The following is a 23313-nucleotide window of genomic DNA, read 5'->3' on the forward strand; positions in this document are numbered from 1 at the left end:
TCGGCTTCAGTGCCGACCGGATCGATGAATCCGATGGGCAAACTGTAGGCGCGTCGATCACGATTTCGAACACCCGCCGTGGAGCAACAGTCTTGCGTCGCGGGAACAAATGAAGGGGGAGGGCGGGTTTGAAGCGTGGCGCGCTCATCGAGGAGACCGATTTTCCCGCGGCCTGACGGACCGAGCCGCTGAAGCCTCGGCGGTTACTGCGCGCCGGCAATCGCCAGCGCCGTCGTTCGCGACAACACGGCCGGAATACGACCGACACTGCACCCCGATTTGTCTGTCCCGGAACACGCAGTTGGAAAAATCCATGCATCTATCCGGATAACTTTTCTTATCACAACACCGTTGTTTTGAATCAAAACTCGCTATTCCAGAAACGTGCCTGACGTCACTGCCCAGACCGCTCGCATGCGATTCGTCGTCGATTCGAGGGCAGGGAATCGGTCGTAAAAGCGCAGCCGCCCCGGCCGGCGACGGTCTTGATGCGAACGCCCGCTGATCGGCAAGAACAGCGGGTTACAGGAGCCGCTGCCGCCGGATTTGCCTCCTCATTCGTAGAGCGGCGAGAGGTCGCCCCGTTACGACACGATAAATATCCTTCAGATTTGCATCCGTGCCCCAGCGCCGTGCTCTGTCGCTCACGCAGCCGTCAATAGACGCCTGGCTCGCCTGCCGGACGATGCTTGAAGCGTCGGTGCACCCAGTAGTACTGCTCGGGAAATCGCAGGATCTGCGCTTCGAGAAAGGAATTCATCGTGCGCGCGTCGAACGACTCGCTATCGGTCGGATAGCTGCCGAGCGGCTCGAAGATGGTCAGCTTGTAGCCGCGGAACGCCGGCAGCACTTCGGTCACGAACGGTACGACCCGCGCTCCGCTCAGCTTCGCCAGCCGCGATACCGACGTCAACGTGCAGGCCTGCACGCCGAACAGCGGCGCAAACACCGACCCCGTCGTGCCGTGATCCATGTCCGCGGCAAGCATCACCGGGGTACCCGCGCGCAGAAGCCTGACGAGGTGTTTCGCGCTCGCGCTGCGTTCGATCATCTCGGCCCCGAAGCGCCCGCGCTGACGTTTGGCGAGATCGCACATGCGACGGTTCGACATGCGCGTGTAGAGCGCCGCCACGGGCAGCGACGACGAATAGAGCATGCAGCCCACCTCGATGCCGACGAAGTGAAAACCCATGAAGATCGTCGGCGGCGCATCCGGGTCGTGCAGGTCGATGTGGCTGTCCAGTTCGACCAGGCGATTGATCGACCGCGCGCTGCCGAACCACTGGAAGCCGCGCTCCAGGTAGCTCCGGACGACATGTTCGAAATGGGCACGCGCGAGAACGTCGCGCTCCTCGTCGGTCTTCAGCGGAAAGCAGAGTTGCAGGTTGACATGCACCACGTGTTTGCGCCGGCTCGGTATGCGGTAAAGCGCAGCGCCGATGCTGCTGCCAGTTCTCGCGACCAGCGAGTACGGAAGAAGGGAAAGGAACCGTAGGAGGCCGAACAGCAGCCAATACCCGAGAGCGTTCATGATGATGGACTTCCGTCTGTTGACTGCCCGGCGCCGCTCGAGTCGAGTGATGGAGTACGGGGAAATCGGGTTGTGTCGAGGCTGTATGACGTAGTGGCTTGCGCGACCACCTCCGACAGAGGCCGCGCGCCAGGCCGCTGAGGCCGGCCGCATCGATTCGGCGTTCGAAGCGATACACGATCGCGGGCGGGAAGTTCATCCACGCGATGCCGACTCGGACTGCGCGAATGCGCATGGCCTCCAGATAACGCGCCGGGATCGGGCAGCGCGGCACATACGTGAATGGATAGAACGCGCCCCCGGCAGCCAGGTGGCGCGCGAAGGCGCAGTGAACGATCGCGACGGCCTGTTCGACCGGCATCGCGACGAGTGGCAATCCTCTCACAATAACACGTGCACGCTCCCCGCCGAAGAAGTCACCCGTCATGCCGAGCCGGGCCGCTTCCATCTGCATCATCCGTAACGCGGGGAACGGATGCCGCAGGGCGTCCGCGAAGGCGGGCGGGTGGAGATCACGTGCGGCAGCCCTGCCGAAGGAGACGGGGCGCGGATCAGGCTGCTTGTCGCGGACGACAGGCAGGGCGTGCCGGTCGACGAGCGCGCGCGGATCTTCGAACGCATTTACCGGGTACCCGGTACGGCGCGGCGGGGAAGCGGCATCGGCCTGTCGCTGGTCGCGCGAATCGCCGAATCTCACGGCGGGGCGGTCGAGGTGGCGGCCGGTATCGAGGAGCACGGACTGGCGGTGATCCTGTCGTTCCCGATATGGCTGGAGCCGGAGTGCCGGCAGCGCTGGCACGGGCCTCCGCAGGAATTGCGAAGAGACGCCGCGTCACTGGTGCCTGGTGCACGGGAAGCCGGTACCCATGCACCGCGAGCCGTCATTTCCGCGTGACGTTCAGCGGCGAATGTGCGTCGGCCTCGGACATGACCTGCTTGCTGCCGGATTCTGATTGTGCGTCACGTTCGTGCTGGCGCGCGATTTTCGCTTCGGCATCCTGCAGGCTTTTCGCATAGTCGTAGGCCATCGGGTCGTAGCCGGCTTGCTCGAGTTCGATGAGCTCGTTGCGAACCTGCGCGCGTGTCAGCGGCTGGGTTTCCTGCGCGAACGTGATTGCCGGCGCGGCCAGTGCGGATGCAACGACGAGTATACGAATCAGCGATTTCATGATGACCACCTCCGGAAGATTGAGCGAAGCGACCTGTGTTTCAGTCGTCGAGTGGAGGTTAGGATCGAACGACGTCGCGATAAATGCCCGCCGCTCCAATTCAACGTTCCAGTTGGAACAAAAGTGCTTGAGCAATCGTGCCGCCCGGCGAGAAGGGCCGCCGACGACACATCGACCGCATCGCGTCCGCTTTTTCATTCGCGACAAAAGCGCATTGTTTGCGCGCGGATTCCTCGCGACGGCGGCACGACATACAGTCGTCTCACCATCACGACGCGCAATCGCCTCCGGCCATGTCCGACGATCGACGCACCACCGACTCCGTCTACGCAATGACGCGCGAGCGCCTGGCTCAAGGCACGCTGCTGCAGGCGCTGCGCGCAGACCCGCCGGCAGGCATGGCGGTGCGCAGCGATGCGGAACTCGAGCGCACGTTGCGGGCCACGCTCGACCGCCACGCACCCGGTCGCGATCTGCACGTGTTCGCGTACGGTTCGTTGATGTGGAATCCGGCGCTCGATGTCGCCGGTTCGTCGGTTGCGCGCGTCGACGGCTGGCACCGGGCGTTCTGCCTGCGGCTCGTCATCGCGCGCGGCACGCCCCAGCAGCCGGGCGCGATGCTCGCGCTCGACCGCGGCGGCAGGTGCGACGGCGTGCTGTACCGGATCGACGCGGCCAAGGTCGAAGCCGAATTGCGCTTGCTGTGGCGACGCGAAATGCTGGCCGATTCGTACGAACCGCGATGGGTCGCGGCACAGGTCGACGGCCAATCGATCCGCGCGCTGACCTTCGTCGTCAACCGGTCGCACGATCGTTACCTCGGCGGATACACGCTCGACCGCGTCGCGCACCTGATCCGCACCGGCCGCGGCCCGCTCGGCACGTCGCGCGACTACTTCGATTCGACCGTGCAGGCGTTGACGCGCCTCGGTCTCCAGGACGCCGGCATCGAACGGCTTTTGCGCGAAATACGCGGCGCGGACGAAGCCGAATCCGCGTACGGTTGATCCCCCGGGGTTGGCGGACTGCACGCGAATTTCGGCGGTCAACGCATCAGACGGCCGCGCGCATGTCGCGGCCCATCCGATCGGCCAGACCCGGCGTCAGCGGCGCCTGAGATGTTCGTCGCGCTCGAACAGTGCAATGACCCAGTCGATGAACACGCGCACTTTCGCGCTCAGGTAGCGGTTGGGCGCGTAGATCACGTAGACAGGATTGGCGTGGTGCGTCCAGCCCTCGAGGATCGGCACGAGCGTGCCGGCGGCGATGGCGTCGCGAACCGAATAGGACGGCGCCTGGATGATGCCGAGGTTCGCATGACCCGCGGCGAGGTAGGCGTTCGTATCGTTCACGACGAGACGATGATTGAGCGCGAGATCGCTTCTTTTGCCGCCGTTCGAAAACTGGAACGGCAACGAGCGGCCGCCGCGCGACGGAATCATGCCAACGGTCGGAAACTCGCGCAACGCGTCCGGCGACGCCGGCATGCCGTGCGCGTCGACGAACGCGGGCGTCGCGCAGGTCGTGAAGCCGAAGCTGCCGATCTGCCGCGCGACCAGCGACTGCTCGTCGACTTCGCCCGCGCGTATCGCGCAGTCGATGCCTTCGGCGATCAGGTCGGTACGCTTGTTGCCGATATCGAGTTCGATCTCGACGTCGGGGTACGCGTCATAGAATTCCGCGAGGGCGGGCACGAGGACGAGCGTGCCGATCGCGGCAGCGGTATCCACGCGAATCCTGCCGGACGGCTTGGCGCGCGCATGGGTCGTCGACGATTCGATTTCCGCGAGATCGGCGAGCAGCCGCACGACGCGCTCGTAGTAGATCGCCCCTTCGGGCGTAACCGTCACCGATCGCGTGGTGCGATGCAGCAAGCGCACCTGCAGGTCTTCCTCGAGTTTCTGGATCAACCGCGTCACCGTCGCATTCGGCATGTCGAGCGTATCGGCCGCTTTCGTGAAGGTTCCGGCTTCCACGACGCGGACGAATGCATTCATCGCAGCAATGCGGTCCATGTACGCGACTCCGGTCGGGGGTGGAGTCGCCATTAAACCGCAATCCGGCTGCGTCTCGCTAGCTGAAGAACGAGATCGGCGCGAGATTCGCGACGCCGTCTGCGGCAAGCGTGCTGCCCCATGCGACGGCGCGCGGCAGCATCGAGCCGATCAGCAGCTTGTCGTTCGCGGTAGTGTCCTCGGTGGAGGGATCGACGCTCACGATGTGTCTTCTTGATTCGCGCGGTTCGGGGCGATACGCGTCACGCGGGACGACGCGCGACCATCAGCCTGGCGGTCAGGATCTGCACGACTTCGCCGCGTTGATTGACCGTCCTGGTTCGCAGCGTGAGCATCCCGTACTGCGGGCGCGACCGGGACGGCGTCAGTTCGATGACTTCGCTCTCGACGCGCAGCACGTCGCCCGCGCGCGTCGGCTGCTTCCATTCGATGTCGGCGCCGGCGCCGAGTATTCCGTTCGCCAGCTTCGGCCCGCTCGCAACGAGCAGCCGCATCGTGATCGCCGCGGTATGCCAGCCGCTCGCAGCCAGGCCGCCGAATATCGTGCCGCGCGCGGCTTCGTCGTCGAGATGGAACGGCTGCGGATCGAATTCCGCGGCGAATCGCTTGATGTCGGCGGCGGTGACCTCGTGGGTAGCGCCGACGAACGTGTCGCCGACCGTGAAATCGTCGAAGTAGAAAAGCTGCTGTTCCATGGACGTATCCGATGCGCTGAAGGAGTGATCCGGGCGGCGCCGCTGATGCGTGGTCGTTCGGGCTTGACGCCACTATATGAAACGTTACGACGCGGTGTAAGAGGGTGGCGATGAATGCGGCATTCCGGATCGGTCAATAATCGGCGCACCGGGATGCGGGTGCCGCAAGCGGCAACGAGCGGCGGGGAAGGCCGTGCGTAACCGGGTCGCAGGATGCCGTCGGGCCGCCGGGCTCACGCCGTTTGTCGTTCGGCATTATTGATCCGATTGGAAAACCGCTTTGACCCGGCACGCGTGGGGTAGAGGCGGGCGCTCGCTAGACTGATTGCATGATGAAGCGCGAGCCGAAGGCGGCGTCGCTTTCCGTGTCGAACGGAATCCGGAAGCACGCGGGGCAGCGCGAAAACCATGCGGAGGTAACGACGGATACGATCGAGATCGAACCGGCCCCGTACCGCGAGACCATGCCGGACGCGCCGGCCCTCAGCATCCGGCGCATCCGGGAGGCGAGGGACGGAACGCCGGTGCTCCTGCGTGCGATCGAGCACAGCGATCTCGAGATCGAACGCGACCTGGTCGACCGTCTGTCGAGCCAGAGCCGCTACATGCGGTTGATGTCGGCGCGCAAGCCGACCGAAGACGAGATGATTCGATGGACCCGCATCGACCGCCGGCGGGAAGGCGCGGTGATCGCGACGATCTGTGCCAGCGGCCGCGAACGGCTGATCGGCGTCGCGCGTTATGCGTTATGCGTTGAACGACGGCGAAACCGATGTCGTCGAATGCGCGATCGTGATCGACGATGCCTGGCATCGGCAAGGGCTCGGCCGTGCGCTGTTGTCGAGCCTGATCGATCTTGCGGGACGGTCGGGCATGAAACGGATGGTCGGCACGACGTGGATAGCGATCGCGGATGATCGCCAGTGCTCGAAGGCGGAAACGGGTTCACGATTGTGAAATCGCACCTCCTCTGATAGTGTTTTTCGCTAGGCAGCGGCTCGCGCTGCCAATCACATGACTACAGCGAAAGACCTATGGCAACCAAGTTTGTGCATTTTGAAGACGTGAATGGCAATGCCGTCTACGTCAATCCCGAACGCGTAACTTTCGTGCGCGAAGCCCAGTCGGACGAAACTCAGATCTTCTTCGGCGCCGAGCATGCGTTGAGAGTCAAGGGTGGCGCGGCCGATGTCGCCAGTCGGATTACCGCCGAATAACACGCGGCTACCGATGGGCCCGATCATGGGTACGAATCACTGCATTCTCGGGGCCCAAAACACGACATTTTTATTTAGCGGAAACGCGACATCTGAACTTGGGACCTACACGCAAACTATCGATAATCTTGATTATGTCAAATACGATATCGACGTTCTCAAACCCCTGATCCCACCACCAACACCCCGCCGCGACCCTCAATCCATCTCCAGATCCCCGACCGTTTCCGCCCGCCGCGCCTCGCGTCTCGTCACCGCAGCGTGCCGGCGGCGCCTGCCAACAGACACCACCACCCGAAACGCCACCGGCGCGAACACGAGCCCGAACATGGTCGCAGCGAGCACGCCCCCGAACGCCCCCGTGCCGATCGACCGTCGGCTTTCCGCACCCGCGCCCGTCGCCAGCACGAGCGGCACGACCCCGAGCAAAAACGCCATCGACGTCATCACGATCGGCCGGAACCGCGCAGCGGCCGCGTCGATCACCGCCTGCCGCAGCGGCACCCCGCGCCCGGCGAGATCGCGTGCGTACTGCACGATCAGGATCGCGTTCTTCGCCGCCAGCCCAACCACGGTGATCATCCCGACCTTGAAGTACACGTCGTTCGGCATGCCGCGCGCAAGCGCCGCCGCAATCGCGCCGATCATGCCGAGCGGCACGATCGTCAGCACGGACAGCGGAATCGACCAGCTTTCGTACAGCGCGGCAAGCGCCATGAACACCGCGAGCACGGACAGCCCGACGAGCAGCGGCGTTTGCCGCGCGGCAACCTGCTCCTCGCGCGCCGCATCGACCCAATCGAAGCCGATCCCGGCCGGCAGCGCACCGGCGAGCCGCTCCATCTCCGCCATCGCCGCGCCCGAACTCGTGCCGGTCGCCGGCCGGCCGCTGATGTCGAGCGACGGATAACCGTTGTACCGATTCAGCATCACCGGGCCGATCGTCCAGCGCGGCGCGGCGATGGCCGACAGCGGAACCATGTCGCCGGTGCGGTTCGGCACGGTCAGCGCCATCAGTTGCGCATCGGTCGCGCGGGCGACCGGGTCGGCCTCGATGATCACCCGCCGCATCCGGCCCGACGCCGGAAAGTCGTTGATGTAGTTCGAGCCGAACGTGCCGCCCAGGAGCCCCGCGATCCGCTCGAACGGTACGCCGAGCGCATACGCTTTCGCGCGATCGACATCGAGTTCGATACGCGGCGCGTCCGGCAGGTCTTCGAAATGCACGGCGGCCAGCAACGGATCCGCCTTCGCACGTTCGGACAGCTGCTCGCGAGCCGCCTTCAACGCGTCGAGCCCGATGCCGCCGCGATCCTCGAGCCGAAACGTGAATCCGTCGGCATGCCCGATGCCGCGCACCGACGGCGGCAGCGACGCCTCGACGTCGCCGTCGAGGATCGTGCCGAAATGCCCGTTGAGCCGGTCGCGCAGCGCCATCGCGTCGACGTCGCGCTGCGCCCAGTCCTTCAACTCCACGAACGCCATCCCGACGTTCTGCCCGCTGCCCGCGAAACTCCAGCCGATCACGCTCGTCACGTTCGCGATCGCCGGCTCCGCGCGCAGGATCGCCTCGACACGCTCGACGACCCCGAGCGTGCGCGCCTGCGTGGCGCCCGCCGGCAACTGGATCATCACCTGCAGTTGCCCCTGGTCTTCGGTCGGCAGGAAGCCGCCCGGCATCATCCAGTACAGCAGCCCGCATGCGATCACGAGCGCCGCGTAGACCGCCACGACCAGGCCGGTGCGGCGCACGGCGAACACCGCGATGCGGCGATAACCGGTTTCAGCGCGCGCGAAGGCCGAACCGAACCGGTCGGCCAGACGCGCGCCGATGCCGCGTCGCCGTGCGCGGCCGGTTCCGCCGTCGTGTCGCGCGACCGGCTTCAGCAGGTTCGCGCACAGCGCGGGCGTGAGCGACAGCGCCATGAACGACGACACCAGCATCGATGCGATCATCGCCACCGCGAACTGCCGGTAGATGCCGCCGACGGTGCCCGGAAAGAACGCCATCGGCACGAATACCGCGGTCAGCACCGCGGTCACGCCGACGATCGCCCCGCCGATCCGCTTCATGGCCCGGCGCGTGGCGTCGCGCGGCGACACGCCCTCCTCCATCACCCGGTGCACGCTCTCGACGACGACGATCGCGTCGTCGACGAGGATGCCGATCGCCAGCACGAGGCCGAACATCGTGAACACGTTGATCGACAGGCCGAACGCCCACATCGCGACGAACGCGCCCATCAGCGTGACAGGAATCACGACGGTCGGCACCAGCGTGCAACGCAGATCGCGCAGGAACAGCCACATCACACAGAACACCAGCACGACCGCCTCGACGAGCGTCAGCACGACCTCGCGGATCGCGATCGTCACGAAATGCGCGCCGTCGAACGGAATCTCGATCGCCACGCCCGGCGGCAACGTCCTCGACAACTCTACAAGCCGCACACGGATCGCGTTCGACGTTTCGAGCGCGTTGCCGCGCGGGCCGAGCTGGATGCCGACGGTGGCCGCCGGCCGGCCGTTCAGCCGCGAATAGAACGAGTAGTCGTCGCGGCCGATTTCGACACGCGCGACGTCGGCGACACGCACCGCCGACCCGTCCGGCTTCGACTTCAGCACGATCCGGCCGAACTCGTCCGGCGACGCGAGCTGCCCCTTGACGACGATCGACGCGGTGAGCTGCTGGCCGCCCGGGAACGGCGCATCGCCGATCGCGCCGGCCGTCACCGTCGCGTTCTGCGTGCCGATCGCCGCGATCACGTCGTCGGCGCCGACACCGTATTCGCGCAGCTTGTGCGGATCGAGCCAGACCCGCAGCGCCTCGTCGGCGTCCCACAGCTCGGCCGCGCCGACGCCCGGCGCACGCTTCAGTTCGCGCAGCACGTAGCGGTTCAGGTAATCGCCGAGTTGCGCGGAATCGCGCGTGCCGTCGGTCGACGTCAGCGTGACGAGCATCAGGAACGTGTTCGCCGCCTTGAATACACCGATCCCCTGCTGGACGACCTGCTGCGGCAATCGCGACTCGACCTGCTTCAGCCGGTTGTTCACGTCGACGAGCGCGATGTCCGGATCGGTGCCGGGCGAAAACGTCACGTCGATCTCGAGGTTGCCGTGACCGTCGCTGCTCGTCTCGTAGTACAGGAGCCCGTCGGCGCCGTCGAGGCTTTCCTCGATGATGCTGCCGACATCGCCGTCGACCGTCTCGGTCGACGCGCCCGGATACGCGGCCGTGATCACGACCCGCGGCGGCGCGAGGCGCGGATATTGCGCGATCGGAAGCTGCGGAATGGCGAGCACGCCCGCGACGACGATTGCGAGCGCAACGATCCACGCAAAGACGGGACGATCGATGAAGAACGACGGCATCGACATGCGTCAGCGAACCGCCGGCGTTCCGGCGCGGGACCGCAGGACGGCATCACCGTCGGCACCGCCGCACAGAGCGTGGGCGGCCTGGGTGCGCTTCGCCCGGTTCGCGTCAATCATCGGTTCCCTCTTGCGGGCCGCGCACCGGAGCCAGCATCGACGACGCAAGCAGCGCGCGTGTATACGGATGGGACGGCGCATGCAGCACGTCGAGCGTATCGCCCTCCTCGACCACGCGCCCCGCTTTCATTACGACGACCCGGTGGGCCATCGCACGCATCACCGCGAGATCGTGCGTGATGAACAGGTAGCTCAGTTTGTACTTCTTTTGCAGATTCGTCAGCAGATTCAGCACCTGCTTCTGGATCGACACGTCGAGCGCGCTCGTCGGTTCGTCCAGCACCAGCAGTTCCGGCTCCACCGCCAGCGCGCGCGCGATCGCGATCCGCTGCCGCTGGCCGCCGGAGAATTCGTGCGGATAACGCAGCATCGACTCGGCCGGCAGGCCGACCTCCTGAAGCAGCGCGGCGATCCGCGCGCGCCGCGCGTCTCCGGCCACCTGCGGCCGGTGCACGGCGTGTCCCTCGCCGACGATCTGCTCGACCGTCATCCGCGGCGACAGCGAGCCGAACGGGTCCTGGAACACGACCTGCATCCTGCCGTACAGCGCGCGCCTGCCGCCCGTCCTCCGCAGCGCTTCCAGCGGCATGCCGTCGATCTCGATCGAGCCGGCCGCCGGCCGCTGCAGGCCGAGCACGGTCGCCGCCAGCGTCGATTTACCCGAACCCGACTCGCCGACGATCCCGAGTGTTTCGCCGCGCCTCAGGTTCAGTTTCACGTCGTGCACGGCCCGGAACGTCGTCTTGCCGAGCGCCGCGCGCCAACCCTTCGCCGCGACGCGGTAATCGACGGCGAGGTCCTGCACGTCGAGGATCGTCTGCGCGCCGGCCGCGACCGGCTCGACGTCCCGCTGCGGTGCGCTGTCGAGCAGCCGGCGCGTATAGGCGTGCCGCGGCGCGGCGAACAGTGCGTCGGTCGTATTCGTCTCCACGAGCACGCCCTGCTCCATCACGGCCACGCGCTGGGCGAAGCGCCGCACGAGATTCAGGTCGTGCGTGATCAGCAGCACGGCCATCCCGCGCGCGGCCGCCTCCTGCTCCTGCAGTTCGATCAGCAGATCGACGATCTGCTGGCGCACCGTCACGTCGAGCGCCGTCGTCGGCTCGTCCGCCAGCAACAGCCGCGGCCGGCACGCCAGCGCCATCGCGATCATCGCGCGCTGCCGCTGCCCGCCCGACAACTGATGCGGAAAGCTGTCGATACGCCGCTCCGGCTCCGGGATACCGGTGCGCCGCAACAGCGCGATGCCGCGCTCGCGCGCGTCGCCCGGCCGCAGCCCTTCGTGCAGCCGCAGGCTCTCGGCGATCTGCTTGCCGATCGTATACAGCGGATTCAGCGCGGTCATCGGTTCCTGGAACACCATCGCGATGTCGGCGCCGCGAATCCCGCGCATCTGCTGTTCGGTCTTCGCGAGCAGGTCCTCGCCGTCGAACAGCATCCGTCCCGACAGCGTCGCCTGCTGTGCGAGGCGCAGAATCGACAGCGCCGTCACGCTCTTGCCCGACCCCGATTCGCCGACGAGCGCCACGCGCTCGCCGCGGCCGACCGACAGGCTCAGGTCCTGCACGGCCGCCTTCGCGCCGAAGCGCGCCGAAAACCCGTCGATCTGCAGCAACGCGTTCGCCATCATCGCCCCCCGCCGAACGCCGAGCCGCGCGCGCGCGTGTCGAGTGCGTTGCGCAGCGCGTCGCCCATGAACGTCAGCAGCAGCAGCGTCACCACCAGCGCCGCGAATGCGGAGATCGAGATCCACCATGCGTCGAGGTTGTTCTTGCCCTCCTGGAGCAGCTCGCCCAGGCTCGGCGTCGGCGGCTGCACGCCGAGGCCCAGGAAATCGAGGCTCGTCAGCGACAGGATCGCGGCGCTCATGCGGAACGGCAAAAACGTGATCACCGGCGTGAGGCTGTTCGGCAGCACGTGGCGCCACATGATCTGCGCATTCGTCAGCCCCATCGTGCGCGCCGCTTTGACGTAGTCGAGCATACGGTTGCGCAGGAATTCGGCGCGCACGTAATCGGACAGCACGAGCCAGCCGAACATCGACAGCAGGATGAACAGCAGCCACAGCGACGGCGTGAAGATCGACGCGAAGATGATCAGCAGGTACAGGTCCGGCAGCGCGCTCCAGATCTCGATCAGGCGCTGCCCGACCAGGTCGGTGCGGCCGCCGTAGAAGCCCTGCAGCGCGCCCGTCAGCACGCCGACCAGCACGCCCGACACGGTCAGCGCGAACGCCATCAGCACCGACAGCCGGAACCCGTACAGCAGCCGCGCGAGCACGTCGCGGCCGAACTGGTCGGTGCCGAGCCAGTTGCTCGCCGACGGCGGCGCCGGATACGGCTGCGATGCGAAGTAGTCGATCGTGTCGTAGCGGTAGCGATTCGGCGGATAGACCGCGAAATTGCCGTGCGACTCGAGCTTCGCGCGCATGTAGGGATCGAGATAGTTCGTCCGCGCGGGAAAGTCGCCGCCGAACGCGGTCTCCGGATAGTCCTTCAGGATCGGGAAATAATAGTGCCCGTCGTAGCGCACGAGCAGCGGCCGGTCGTTCGACAGGCCGTCGGCACACAGGCTGAGCACGAACAGCGCCGCGAAGATCACGAGGCTTGCATAACCGAGCGGCTGCGCGCGAAAGCGCTGCCACGTGCGCCGCCACGGCGACGGCGACGGCGCGCACGCGCGATCAGTGGTCCAGGCGGCCGAACTGGATACGGGGGTCGACGACGACATAGCAGATATCCGCGATGAGCTTGGTCAGCAGACCGATCAGGGTGAACAGGAACAGCGAGCCGAGCACGACCGGATAGTCGCGGCGGATCACCGAGTCGTACGACAGTTGCCCCATCCCGTCGAGCGAGAACAGCGTCTCGATCAGCAGGTTGCCGTTCAGGAACGCGCCGACGAATGCGGCCGGAAGCCCGGTGAGCAGCGGGATCGCCGCATTGCGCAGCACGTGCTTCCACAGCACGTCGCGCTCCGGCGCCCCCTTCGCGCGCGCGGTCAGCACGTACTGCCGGCCGATTTCCTCGAGGAAGGTGTTCTTCGTCAGGATCGTGACGATCGCGAAATTACCGATCACCGACGCGGTCACCGGCATCACGATGTGCCACAGATAGTCGAGCGTCTTGCCGATCAGCGTCAGGTCGTCGAAGTTGTCCGACGTGAGCCCGCGCATCGGAAACGCCTGCCAGAACGTGCCGCCGCCGAACAGCATCAGCAGCAGCACACCGAGCACGAAACCCGGCACCGCGTAGCCGGTCAGCACCAGCACGCTCGTCACGGTGTCGAACCGCGAGCCGTTGCGCACCGCCTTCGCGATGCCGAGCGGTACCGACACGAGATAGGTGAGGATCACCGTCCACAGCCCGAGCGTGATCGACACCGGCAGCTTCGACCGGATCACCGCCCACACGCTGCGGTGCGCGAAGTAGGACTGGCCGAGGTCGAACGTCGCATAGCTTTTCAGCATCAGCAGATAGCGCTCGAGCGGCGGTTTGTCGAAGCCGAACTGCTTGCGGATCTGCTCGATCTGCTGCGGATCGACGCCCTGGCTGCCGTGGTAGCCGCCCCCGCCTCCGCCCGCCTCGCCCCCGCGCGCGCTGCCGTGGCGCAACTGCGCGAGCACCTGCTCCACCGGGCCGCCCGGCACGAACTGCGTGACCGCGAACGTGATCGTCACCACCCCGACCAGCGTCGGGATCATCAGCAGCAGCCGCCTGAATATGTATGCCAGCATCGTTGCTCCCCGTCAGGCCGCCGCAGCGGGTTGTGCCGCAGGTTTCTTCACGTACCAGTAATCGATGATCCAGTCCTCGTACTGATAGGAGTCCGGCACGATCGCCGGGTGGCCGAGCGTCGCCTTGTACGCGATCCGCGCGTTCGGCAGATAGTACTGCGGGATCAGCGCGTACAGGTTGATCAGCACGCGGTCGAGCGCGTGCGTGGCCGTCTCGAGATCGTCGAGCGTGTCGGCCGCGAGCGCCGCGCGGATCAGCGCATCGACGGCCTTCGACTTCACGCCCGGATAGTTCTCGGAGCCCGGCTGCGATGCGGCCGCGCTGCCGAAACGGCGCGTCAGCTCCGCGCCCGGGATCGTCACGGGCAGGTAGATGTACGTCGTCATGTCGTACTCGAAATTGTCGAGCCGCTTCAGGTAGACCGCGCTGTCGATCTCGTGCAGGTACGCGTGGATGCCGAGCGTCGCGAGCGCCTGCGTGTACGGCAGGATCAGGCGGTCCATGCCGGGCTGGTCGTCGATGATCTCGATCGTCATCGGCGTGCCGTTCGCGTCGCGCAGCGCGCCGTCGCGGTAGTGCCAGCCCGCCTGCGCAAGCAGGTCGCGCGCCTCCTTCAGGTTCGCGCGCAGCGAGCCGGGCGGCAGCGTCGACGGCTGGCCGACCATCGGCCCGAACACCGCCGGCGGCAGCGTCGACCGGTAGGGTTCGAGCAGCGCGAGCTCCTTGGCGCTCGGCACGCCGGACGCCGCGAACGGGCTCGCCTCCCAGAAGCTGCTGGTGCGGCGATACTGCCCGTAGAACATCATCCGGCTCATCCAGTCGAAGTCGAACGCCAGCGCGAGTGCATGCCGCACGCGCACGTCCTGGAACATCGGCTTGCGCATGTTCATCAGGAAACCCTGCATCTGCGCGGGGCCGTCCGGGAATTCCCCCTTCTTCAGCATGCCGTTGCGGAAATTCTTGCCCACGTACTTGCGCGCCCACTGCGTCGAGCTGTATTCCATGCGCGCGTCGACGTCGCCGGCCTTGAACGCTTCGAGCGACGTGTACTGGTCCAGGTACAGCTTGAACGACACGCGGGCGAAGCGAAACATCCCGCGCCGCGACGGCAGGTTCGCGGCCCAGTAGTGCGGGTTGCGCACGTAGCGGATCTGCTTGTCGTTCCTGCGCTGCTCGATCAGGTAGGGACCGCTCGCGATGGGCGGCACCGTCGCGATCTGGTCGAACGGCGGCCGCGTGCCGTCCGCGCGTTGCCCCCATTTCGGCGAGAACACCGGCAGGTCGCCCGCGATCAGCGCCGCGTCGCGCTCCGCGTGCTTGAATTCGAAGCGGACTGCATGGCTGTCGACCACCACCGCGCGCTTGATGATCGAGAACTGCGCGTTGTAGATCGGCGACGCCTGCGGGCTCGTCAGCGTGTCGAACGAATACTTGATGTCTGCCGCGGTGATCGCGTCGCCGTTCGAGAAGCGCGCGGCCGGGTTGATGTGGAACGTTGCCGACAGCCGGTCCGGTGCGACCTCGACGTCGTCGGCGATCAGCGCGTACTCGGACGCGAGCTCGTCCCAGCTGCGCTGCATCAGCGTGTCGAACATCAGGTTCTTGATGTCCGGCGCGGGCGAGCCGCGCACGAGGAACGGATTCAGCGAGTCGTAGCTTTGCGCTTCGTCGTAGTTTTCGAAATCGAGCGTACCGGTGTCCGGTGCATCCACATCCGCATAGTCGAAATGCGTGAAGTCCGGCGGATATTTCGGCTGGTCGTATTGCGAAATCGCCGACACCGCGAGCGCGGCCCGTGGCATGGCCCCGCCCGACGCGAGCAGCACTGCGCACGCAAACAACGCCGCGCGCGTGCCGTTGCGCACCAGCCCGTGCGCGCGCATCCGGCGCGCGTGACGCGGTACACGTGCCCATCGCCATTTCAACAGTGTCATGGTCAGTCTGTCCGGAAGCGTGCTGGCGCGATGCCTGCGCGCGGTCGATGCCTGTACCGGACGCAGCGTGCCGCCCGCGTCCCGCTGGTTACTCGTGCTGAAAACGATCCGACAAGCTGCGCCGTCGCGGTCCCGGTTGCGGACCGTCGTGGCGCCACGCGAAAAAAGGCCGCTCCATGGAAAGGGGGGGTGTGGACGTGGAGCGGCCGGTCTAAAGCCTGTCAGTGCATCGCGATCCCCGTCAGAACTTGTACGTCGCGCCGATCTGCGCGAACCGGCCGATGTACGAATAGATCGACGTGTCGTAACCGCTCTGGTCCAGCGTGCCGTTCGCGAAGATCGGGTCGTACGGCGGCGTGCGGTTGAAGATGTTGTCGATGCCGCCGTAGATCGTCCAGTTCTTGAAGCCCGTATACGTCAGCATCAGGTTGAACTGGCTGTACGAACCGACCTTCGACGGCGCGGGCGCCGGCAGCAGGTTCTGCGCGTACGGGCCCGTGAACTGCCACGTCAGCGCCGCATCGAACTTCCGGTAGTTCCAGTCCAGCGTCGTGTTGCCGCGCCAGCGCGGGAAGCTGCCGCCGAACGGCTGCGTGATCGTGAAGTTGTTGCCCGCGCCGTTCACCGGCGTGCCGCCCGGGAAGCCGATCTTGTAGCTGTTGATGTACGCCCAGTCGCCCGACAGCGTGACCGTGCCCCAGCCCTTGAGCGGCAGCCCCTGGCGGAACGTGCCTTCGAAGCCGTTCGTGTCGAGGTAGCCGAGGTTCTGATACGGGATCACCTTGTACAGCAACTGGCCGGTCGTCGGGTCGGTCACGACCTGCGACGGCTTGCCCTGGCCGATCACGTTGTCGATGCGGATCTTGTACCAGTCGAAGCCGATATCCGTGTAGCGGCTCGGCGAGACCTGGAAGCCGATGTTGAAGTTGCGCGTGCGTTCCGGCGCGAGGTTCGGGTTGCCGACGGTGATCGACGTGTAGTTCTGGCCGGTGGCCGGGTCGACCTGGATGCCGAGCGTCTGCGACTTGCTGTCCTCGACGAAGGTCGGTGCACGGAAGCCGCGGTTGTACGACGTATACAGCGTGAGCGCCTTGATCGGCTGGTAGCGCAACGCAAAGCGCGGCGAGAAGGCGCCGCCCACGTCCGTGTAGTGATCGTAGCGGCCCGCCTGGCTGAACGTCAGGTTCTCGAGGATCGGCACGTTGATCTGGTAATAGACGGCCGCGACGTTGCGCTGGCCGTTCACCGTTTCCAGGTCCGGCGTGATGACCGCCCCGCTCAGGTATTCGGAGCCCGGCGTCAGCACTTCGCTCTGGTGCGTGAACTGCGCACCGAAGCCGATGCCGACGTCGCCCCCAGGCAGATGGAACAGGTTCGGCGTCGACAGCGTCGCGTCGATCGTGTCGAGCTTCGAGGTACCGAGGTTGTTCGCTTCCTGGAACAGCCCGTTGAACGCGTTGGGCGTCGCCGCCGGGTTCGCGAAATTCAGCGTGCCGTTCTGGTAGATGTTGTTCAGCGCGTTGACGTTCAACTGGTTCGTGAACACGTTCGACACCGTGCTCTGCGAATGGCTGACCGACGTCGCCCAGTCCCAGTCGCCGTACGGCAGCGTAAACGACCCCTTGATGCCGGCGGCCGCGCGCCAGTAGTTGGCCCAGGTCTTCTGCGCGACCGTGTTCGGAAACGCGTAGGTGAGCGGCGTGGCGGCGCCCGTCGTGTTGTACGGGTTGCTGACCGGCACGACGAAGTTGAACGGCGACAGCAGCTTCGTCTGCGGATTCCAGACGAGCGCCGGGCTCTGCGGGTTGCCGATCACGTTGTTCCACAGGCCGTCGTTGGTCGTGGTCGTGTTGTAGCTCTCGAGGAAATCCGCGAACGCGGTCGTCTTGTCGTCGATCTTGAAGTCCGCATGGATCTTCGCGTTCAGGCGCTCGGTCATCGGCAGGATCGACGTGCTTTCGGCCGTGTTGTACGCGCAGACCGTGCCCGGCATCCCGGCCGACAGCGAATTCGACGCGGCCGGGTGCACCGAGCCGCCGAACGGGCAGCCGCCGCTCAACGCCTGCGCGACGCCGCCGGGCATGTTCCAGTAGGACGGCGCGAGCAGCGAGAAGCCGCCCGGCTTGCCCGTGAAGTCCTGGTTGCGGGTCGAATCGCGGTCGGCGAGCGTGAAGCCGTTCGACTTGTAGTAGCTGAGCGCCGCGGTCACGTTGAAGCGGTCGGCGTTCAGGTCGCCGAAGCCGCCGAGCACGCCGAACTTCATCGTCCCGTCGCCGTTACCGGCGTTGATCGCGCTGCCGAGGCTGCCGTCGAGCTGCAGGCCGCGGAAATTGTGTTTCGTGATGATGTTGACGACACCGCCGATCGCGTCCGAACCGTATTGCGAGACGGCGCCCGTCTTCACGATTTCGATGCGCTCGATGTCGTTGAGCGGCAGCGTATTGAGGTCGAAGAACGAATCGACGCTGTTCGAGAAGAATGCGTACGGCGCCACGCGCTGGCCGTCGATCAACACGAGCGTGTATTTTTCGGACAGGCCGCGCAGCGCAATGCCGGCGGCGCCGGCCGCGAAGTTGCCCGACTGCCCCTCGCCCCAGCTGTTCGCCGAGTTGGCCGCCGCATCGCGCAGGAAGTCGGCGACGGTCACCGCGCCGCTGCTCTGGATTTCCTTCGGCGTGATCGTCTGCACCTGCTGGAAACCGGTCTTGTCGGCTTGCCGGATCAGCGAGCCCGTCACTTCGAACCGCTTGATCTGCGCGACCTTGCCCTGTCCGTTCGCGCCGGGTGCGGCAGGCGTCGCCTCGGTTGCCGCGGCGCCCGTGGCAGCGGCGGCATCCGGCGTGCCGTCCGCTTGCGCGACGGTCACGGGCGCGCCGTTCGCGACCGCATCCGCGATCGCGACGGCGCCCGGCGCCGGCTGGCTCTGGGCGAACGCCGGCGGCACCAGTGCGGCCGTCAGCGCCAGTTCCGCCCAGACTATCCTCTTGATGGCCAACGCCAAAACTCTCTGCTTCATCTTGTTCCCTCTCGCTCGTAGTAAGACCCCACCTGCAGTGCGCCGGAACCTTGTGAATTCCTTGCGCGTCCTGGGTGCCCGTGTATCGGAACCCGCGATTGCCACTCTTCCGACTGCCATGACTCGTACGGATCGGCTTCGGGGCACCCGTGCCATTCAGCATCACCGTTTCTTGTAGTTTTGATTCGACATACTAAGCACCTACATTGAGCGCATTTCCTGCTACTTCCCGATTCGACGGACGGCGATTCCTGCAGGCGACGAGAACGTCTCGCGTGCCGTACCGCGTGTCATCCGCTGTCGATCGGGTACTTCTCCTGCATCGCGGCGTGCAGCGCCTGCCGCTCCTTCAGAACAACCTCGGCGTGCCGACCCAGACGATCACCGCTTCTTCGTCGGCGGTGTTGTGCCACGCATGCGGCATCGTCGATTCGTAATGCGCGGTATCGCCCTCGTTCAGCGTGAACGTACAATCCTCGAGCGTCAGCGCGACCTGCCCGCGCATCACATAGACGAACTCCTCGCCCGCATGCGTCGTCACCTCGGACGGCGGCTGCCCTGCCGGCATCCGGACGAGAATCGCGTCGAGCTTGCGGCCATCCACCAGATTCGTCAGCCTCGCGAACTGGCTGGCCGAGTTCGCGAACTGGAAATACTGCAGCGCGTTCCCGCGGCACACCGAGCGCGCTTCCGTCGGCGTGTCGATGAAGTACTGCATCGTCACGCCCAGCGCCTTCGCGATCCGGACCAGCGACGTGATCGACGGCGTTGCCCGCCCGCGCTCGACCTGCGACAGGAACGGCTTCGAAATGCCGGCGATCGTGGACGTTTCGTCGAGCGTGAGTTTCAGGCGCTGACGCAGCGCCCGGATCTTGTTGCCTAGCGACACGGCGACGAGCACCGACTCATCAGGGGGCAAAACCATGGAAAGTCGGAGCCTCGCAGTCGAAATCGGTTTGATGTCGGCGATCCTTGACCGATGCGATGACGCGATCGGCCCGGCGCGATACCCGGCTGCGCGCTGCCGCTGCGTACAGGCGGCGTGCGGCGCAGCACGGCAACGTCGTTGCGTGGTCGCGCATCGCTCGAATATTTCATTCGGTTTACTAACTAACAAGGCTACCCCTTTTCCTCGTTGGACCTGACCGTCAAGCACTCGTACTGCCGCGGCCGCACGCCGCTCGTCGACCGCGCCCGTGTTGCGCGCCGTCGCGCCCTTTCGTGGCGTTACCGGGATGCCACCGCCGTCCAGAGCTTTGCCAGGTCGCCGGAACCGTCGGCTCCCTTGACCGTACGCAGCACCTGGACCGCGCGCGCCTTCTGGCCGGCTACGTAGTACGCCTCGCCGAGCCGCAGTCGCGCCGCGTCGGGATGCTCGAGCCCGCCCTTCGCGATCGCCTGCTCCATCATCGGCAAGCCCTGCTGCGCGTGGCCCGCAAAGACGAGGTTCATGCCCGCGTCGATCGGCGTCGCCGGCGTGGCGGCGTCCCCGCCCGGTTGCGCACGCTTGGCGGCGAGCGCTTGCAGCCGCTTCTCGCGATCCGCCTGCGCGTCCTTGCCGAGTACGCCGGACGCGAACCCCTGGTCGATCACCTGCTTGCCTTCGGCGGGAGACCCCGCAACCAGCGCGAGCTGCGTCATCTCCATGTACGCGTCGGCCGTCGCGAGCGCCCCCGTCGCGCGGCGCAACCGGTAGATGTCGAGGTCGAGCGACGACAGATACCCGGGGTTGCCGCGAATGGCCGTGACCATTTCGTCCCAGTACGCGGGGCTCGGGTGGTAGGCCACCAGCAGCCCGAGCGCACCGCGGTACGCGCTGCCGTCCTTCACTTTCTGAGCGCACGTCGCGAGCATCTGCAACTGCCCTTCATCCGGTGCGTGCCCGCCATTCGCCTGCGCGTCCGTGCTCGCCTTCAACTGGCTCACGACCGGCGCGCAGTCATTCGACAGGTAATACGACTGCGTGAGCAGCGTGCGCATTTCCGGATCCGTCCCGCCCGCCTTCAGGTAGCGCTGCGCGGTCCGGATCGCCAGCGGGTAGTTCTTCTGCTGGAAGTAGATGCCGGCCAGCGCCGCCGTCGTCCGCTGCTCGTCGTCGCCCGACAACCGCCCCGAGTTCAGTACGGTTTCGTACGCCTGCGCGGCCGTGCCCGAGTCGCCGGCCGCCATCGCCGCCGCTCCGCGCATCTCTTCCACCATGTACGTTTCGTACGGCGTCCGGTTGGGCACGGCGGCCGCCTGGGCGATCTTGCCGAGCGCATCGCGATACTTGTGCGCCCGATACAGCTCCTGCGCCGCCGCCAGCGGTTTCGCCACGTCCGGCCGCAGCGCGTCCGCCGGCAACGCCGGCCGGCCGAGCAGGCATGCCGCGCCGAGCGCCGTCACCGCCATCGTCTGTTTCCATCGTCGCTGGTTCATCGGCTCGTCCGTTTCGTCATTGCATGAACTGCTCGTTGCCGATCAGGCCGATCTTGGTCGCGCCCACGCGTTGCGCGGACGCCAGCACAGCCGCCACGTCCTTGTACGGCACCAGCTTGTTGGGCCGCAGATGGATCTCCGCCTGCACGGGTTCCGCCGCCACCTGGGTCAGCTTCGCCTCGAGCGCCGCGCGGTCCGGCACCGGTGCGCCGTTCCACGTCGTCGTGCCGTCGAAGTCGATGTCGATCTGCACGATTTCCGGCGGCGTTGCCGGCGGCGGCGGATTGCCCACCGGCAAGTCCATCTTCACCGAATGCATCTGAATCGGGATCGTGATGATCAGCATGATCAGCAACACCAGCATCACGTCGATCAGCGGCGTGGTGTTGATGTCGACCATCACTTCCGGTTCCGCATTGCCTCCGCCCGAAGGCACATTCATTCCCATTCTCGACTCCTGTCGATCAGAGTTAGCGCTTTAGCGGTTATGTCGGCTGGAGTTAGCGTTTCAGCACTTGCTCCAACCCCATCCTTCGCATCCGAGCCCATGCTTTGCGGCCAATCAGCGTTCGCACTCCGGCGCTCGTATCGGCCGGCATGCGTGCCCCGGCACGTACTCCGGCCCCATGCGTCGCAGCCGTTCCCGCACACGCCTAGCCGCCGCGCGCGGGCGGCTCCGTAATGAACGACAACTTCGCGATCCCCGCACGCTCGCACATCGTGACCACCCGGCCGATGAACTCGTAGCGCGTGTCCTGGTCGCCCCGCACGTGGACGCTCGGCTGCGGCTGCTGCTGCGACACGCCCTTCAGCTTCGCGAGCAGCGTCGGCGCGTCCACCAGTTGCTCGCCCCAGAAGAAATCACCGTCGCGGTTCACTGCGATCTCGATGCTTTTCGGCGTCGTCTGCAGCGGCTGCACCGTCTCCTTCGGAAGCTGAAGCTGGATCGTGTGCGTCACGACCGGAATCGTGATCAGGAAGATGATCAGCAACACCAGCATCACGTCGACGAGCGGCGTCGTGTTGATGTTGGCGATCACCTCGTCGCTATCGTCCTGCCCGACGTTCATGGCCATCGCGCGTCTCCGTCAGCCGATCAGTTCGCGAGCGACGCCGCTGCTGCCGGCGCCGACGCGCGCACCGGGCGCCGGTTGCCGGCCAGCAGCACCGTGTGCAGTTGCGCGCCGAAGTTGCGGACCCGTTCCATCACGGACTTGTTGCGCCGGACCAGGAAGTTGTAGCCGAGCACCGCCGGCACCGCGACGGCGAGGCCGATCGCGGTCATGATGAGCGCCTCGCCCACCGGGCCCGCGACCTTGTCGATCGACGCCTGGCCCGCAATGCCGATCGCGGTCAGCGCGTGATAAATCCCCCAGACCGTACCGAACAGCCCCACGAACGGAGCCGTCGAGCCCACCGTGGCCAGAAACGCGAGCCCGTCCTGCATCCGGTTCGACACGTTCGTGATCGAGCGCTCGACCGATACGTCGATCCACGTGTTGCGGTCCACCGCTTCGAGCAGTGCGTCTTCGTGATGCTCGCCGGCCTCGATCGCCGTTTCGGCGATGAACCGGAACGGCGATGCCTCGTCGAGCAGCTTCGCGCCCTCGGCCAGCGACGGCGCGGTCCAGAGCTGTGCGTCCGCCAGCTTCGCGCGGCGATTCGCGCGCAACTGTTCCAGGAACTTGGTGATCATGATGTACCAGCTGCCCATCGACATGATCACCAGCAGGATCAGCACGAAACGCGCGACGAAGTCGCCGTTCTTCCATAGCGCGCCGAGCCCGTACGGATTCTCGACCGCTTCCGTCGTGGCCGGCGCGGGCGGCGGCGCCGGCTCGGCGGCGGCCGGGGCCGGTGCCGGCGTAGCCGACGGCGCCGCGGCCTGCGCCGACGTGCCGGCCGCCCCGCTTGCCTGCGCATGAGCGAGCTGCGGCGCAACGAACCCGTCGATTGCGGCGACGGACATCAACATGCTTGCCGCCAGCGCGGCCAGTGAACGCTTCGTCATACCCCACTCCAGTTCTTTCGGTTAACTAAACACGTCAGTTCGAGATGGTTTTCCCCGGCCCGGCTCGCGCCGGACCGC

The 23313-nt window shown here is 66.1% G+C and carries 20 protein-coding genes and 1 pseudogene; 4 read left to right on the top strand and 17 right to left on the bottom strand.

Annotated features, from left to right (window positions below; genetic code table 11):
• Positions 1–655 precede the first annotated feature (655 nt).
• Together ABD05_RS14510 and ABD05_RS38920 are read right to left on the bottom strand one after the other, a co-directional pair.
• Entirely contained in the window at positions 656–1531 is an 876-nt protein-coding gene (locus ABD05_RS14510) for a lipid A biosynthesis lauroyl acyltransferase (protein ID WP_047900718.1), read from the bottom strand.
• A gap of 142 nt (positions 1532–1673) precedes the next feature.
• A pseudogene (locus ABD05_RS38920) lies at positions 1674–2033 on the bottom strand (phospholipid methyltransferase); the annotation flags it as partial.
• Here ABD05_RS38920 and ABD05_RS14515 point away from each other — a divergent pair.
• Positions 2007–2426 (top strand): sensor histidine kinase, encoded by a 420-nt coding sequence (locus tag ABD05_RS14515; RefSeq protein WP_047900719.1) that lies wholly within the window; start codon positions 2007–2009, stop codon positions 2424–2426. The pseudogene ABD05_RS38920 and the gene ABD05_RS14515 overlap by 27 nt on opposite strands.
• On the opposite strand, the gene ABD05_RS14520 is transcribed toward ABD05_RS14515, so the two are convergent.
• Positions 2413–2835 carry a DUF4148 domain-containing protein gene (locus ABD05_RS14520; protein WP_238594076.1) on the bottom strand — a complete coding sequence of 141 codons (423 nt, stop codon included), beginning with the start codon at positions 2833–2835 and terminating at the stop codon, positions 2413–2415. The two genes, ABD05_RS14515 and ABD05_RS14520, sit on opposite strands and share 14 nt — an antisense overlap.
• Positions 2836–2993: 158 nt before the next feature.
• On the opposite strand from ABD05_RS14520, the gene ABD05_RS14525 reads away from it, so the two are divergent.
• Positions 2994–3707, top strand: coding sequence for a gamma-glutamylcyclotransferase (locus ABD05_RS14525; protein ID WP_047900721.1), 714 nt, complete (start codon positions 2994–2996; stop codon positions 3705–3707).
• Between the two features lie 96 nt (positions 3708–3803).
• Here the strand turns inward: ABD05_RS14525 and ABD05_RS14530 are convergent, their stop codons facing one another.
• The 3 genes from ABD05_RS14530 to ABD05_RS14535 are packed head-to-tail and all read right to left on the bottom strand — an operon-like array spanning position 3804 to position 5410.
• Positions 3804–4715 (bottom strand): LysR family transcriptional regulator, encoded by a 912-nt coding sequence (locus tag ABD05_RS14530; protein WP_047900722.1) that lies wholly within the window; start codon positions 4713–4715, stop codon positions 3804–3806.
• Between the two features lie 58 nt (positions 4716–4773).
• Positions 4774–4917: a hypothetical protein gene (locus ABD05_RS38785; RefSeq protein WP_202967899.1), complete on the bottom strand. Its 144-nt coding sequence runs from the start codon at positions 4915–4917 to the stop codon at positions 4774–4776.
• Positions 4918–4957: 40 nt separating this feature from the next.
• Positions 4958–5410, bottom strand: coding sequence for a MaoC family dehydratase (locus tag ABD05_RS14535; protein ID WP_047900723.1), 453 nt, complete (start codon positions 5408–5410; stop codon positions 4958–4960).
• A 741-nt stretch (positions 5411–6151) separates the two neighbouring features.
• Between ABD05_RS14535 and ABD05_RS39535 the strand changes: the two genes are divergently transcribed.
• Together ABD05_RS39535 and ABD05_RS37550 are read left to right on the top strand one after the other, a co-directional pair.
• On the top strand, positions 6152–6367 hold the full coding sequence (locus tag ABD05_RS39535; RefSeq protein WP_047900725.1) for a GNAT family N-acetyltransferase: 216 nt from the start codon (positions 6152–6154) through the stop codon (positions 6365–6367).
• A 77-nt stretch (positions 6368–6444) separates the two neighbouring features.
• On the top strand, positions 6445–6627 hold the full coding sequence (locus ABD05_RS37550) for a hypothetical protein (protein WP_141684946.1): 183 nt from the start codon (positions 6445–6447) through the stop codon (positions 6625–6627).
• 198 nt (positions 6628–6825) lie between these two features.
• On the opposite strand, the gene ABD05_RS14555 is transcribed toward ABD05_RS37550, so the two are convergent.
• The 11 genes from ABD05_RS14555 to ABD05_RS14605 all read right to left on the bottom strand — a co-directional run bounded on the left by ABD05_RS14555 (position 6826) and on the right by ABD05_RS14605 (position 23235).
• Positions 6826–9999: a multidrug efflux RND transporter permease subunit gene (locus ABD05_RS14555; RefSeq protein WP_047901228.1), complete on the bottom strand. Its 3174-nt coding sequence runs from the start codon at positions 9997–9999 to the stop codon at positions 6826–6828.
• Positions 10000–10111: 112 nt separating this feature from the next.
• Entirely contained in the window at positions 10112–11746 is a 1635-nt protein-coding gene (locus tag ABD05_RS14560; RefSeq protein WP_047900727.1) for an ABC transporter ATP-binding protein, read from the bottom strand.
• Positions 11746–12849: an ABC transporter permease gene (locus ABD05_RS14565; RefSeq protein WP_047900728.1), complete on the bottom strand. Its 1104-nt coding sequence runs from the start codon at positions 12847–12849 to the stop codon at positions 11746–11748. The genes ABD05_RS14560 and ABD05_RS14565 overlap by 1 nt, the downstream gene beginning before the upstream one ends.
• Positions 12803–13855, bottom strand: coding sequence for a microcin C ABC transporter permease YejB (locus ABD05_RS14570; RefSeq protein WP_047900729.1), 1053 nt, complete (start codon positions 13853–13855; stop codon positions 12803–12805). The genes ABD05_RS14565 and ABD05_RS14570 overlap by 47 nt, the downstream gene beginning before the upstream one ends.
• Positions 13856–13867: 12 nt before the next feature.
• Positions 13868–15790 (bottom strand): extracellular solute-binding protein, encoded by a 1923-nt coding sequence (locus tag ABD05_RS14575; protein WP_082146104.1) that lies wholly within the window; start codon positions 15788–15790, stop codon positions 13868–13870.
• Between the two features lie 241 nt (positions 15791–16031).
• Positions 16032–18806: a TonB-dependent receptor gene (locus tag ABD05_RS14580; protein WP_047900731.1), complete on the bottom strand. Its 2775-nt coding sequence runs from the start codon at positions 18804–18806 to the stop codon at positions 16032–16034.
• 349 nt (positions 18807–19155) lie between these two features.
• Positions 19156–19731, bottom strand: a complete 576-nt coding sequence (locus tag ABD05_RS14585) for a helix-turn-helix domain-containing protein (protein WP_047900732.1) — start codon at positions 19729–19731, stop codon at positions 19156–19158.
• Between the two features lie 302 nt (positions 19732–20033).
• Positions 20034–21224, bottom strand: a complete 1191-nt coding sequence (locus tag ABD05_RS14590; protein ID WP_047900733.1) for a tetratricopeptide repeat protein — start codon at positions 21222–21224, stop codon at positions 20034–20036.
• Positions 21225–21240: 16 nt separating this feature from the next.
• On the bottom strand, positions 21241–21672 hold the full coding sequence (locus ABD05_RS14595; RefSeq protein WP_047900734.1) for an ExbD/TolR family protein: 432 nt from the start codon (positions 21670–21672) through the stop codon (positions 21241–21243).
• Positions 21673–21877: 205 nt separating this feature from the next.
• Entirely contained in the window at positions 21878–22300 is a 423-nt protein-coding gene (locus tag ABD05_RS14600; protein WP_047900735.1) for an ExbD/TolR family protein, read from the bottom strand.
• Between the two features lie 20 nt (positions 22301–22320).
• Entirely contained in the window at positions 22321–23235 is a 915-nt protein-coding gene (locus ABD05_RS14605) for a MotA/TolQ/ExbB proton channel family protein (RefSeq protein WP_047900736.1), read from the bottom strand.
• Positions 23236–23313 lie beyond the last annotated feature (78 nt).

The organism is Burkholderia pyrrocinia, from assembly GCF_001028665.1.
GTDB lineage: Bacteria > Pseudomonadota > Gammaproteobacteria > Burkholderiales > Burkholderiaceae > Burkholderia > Burkholderia pyrrocinia.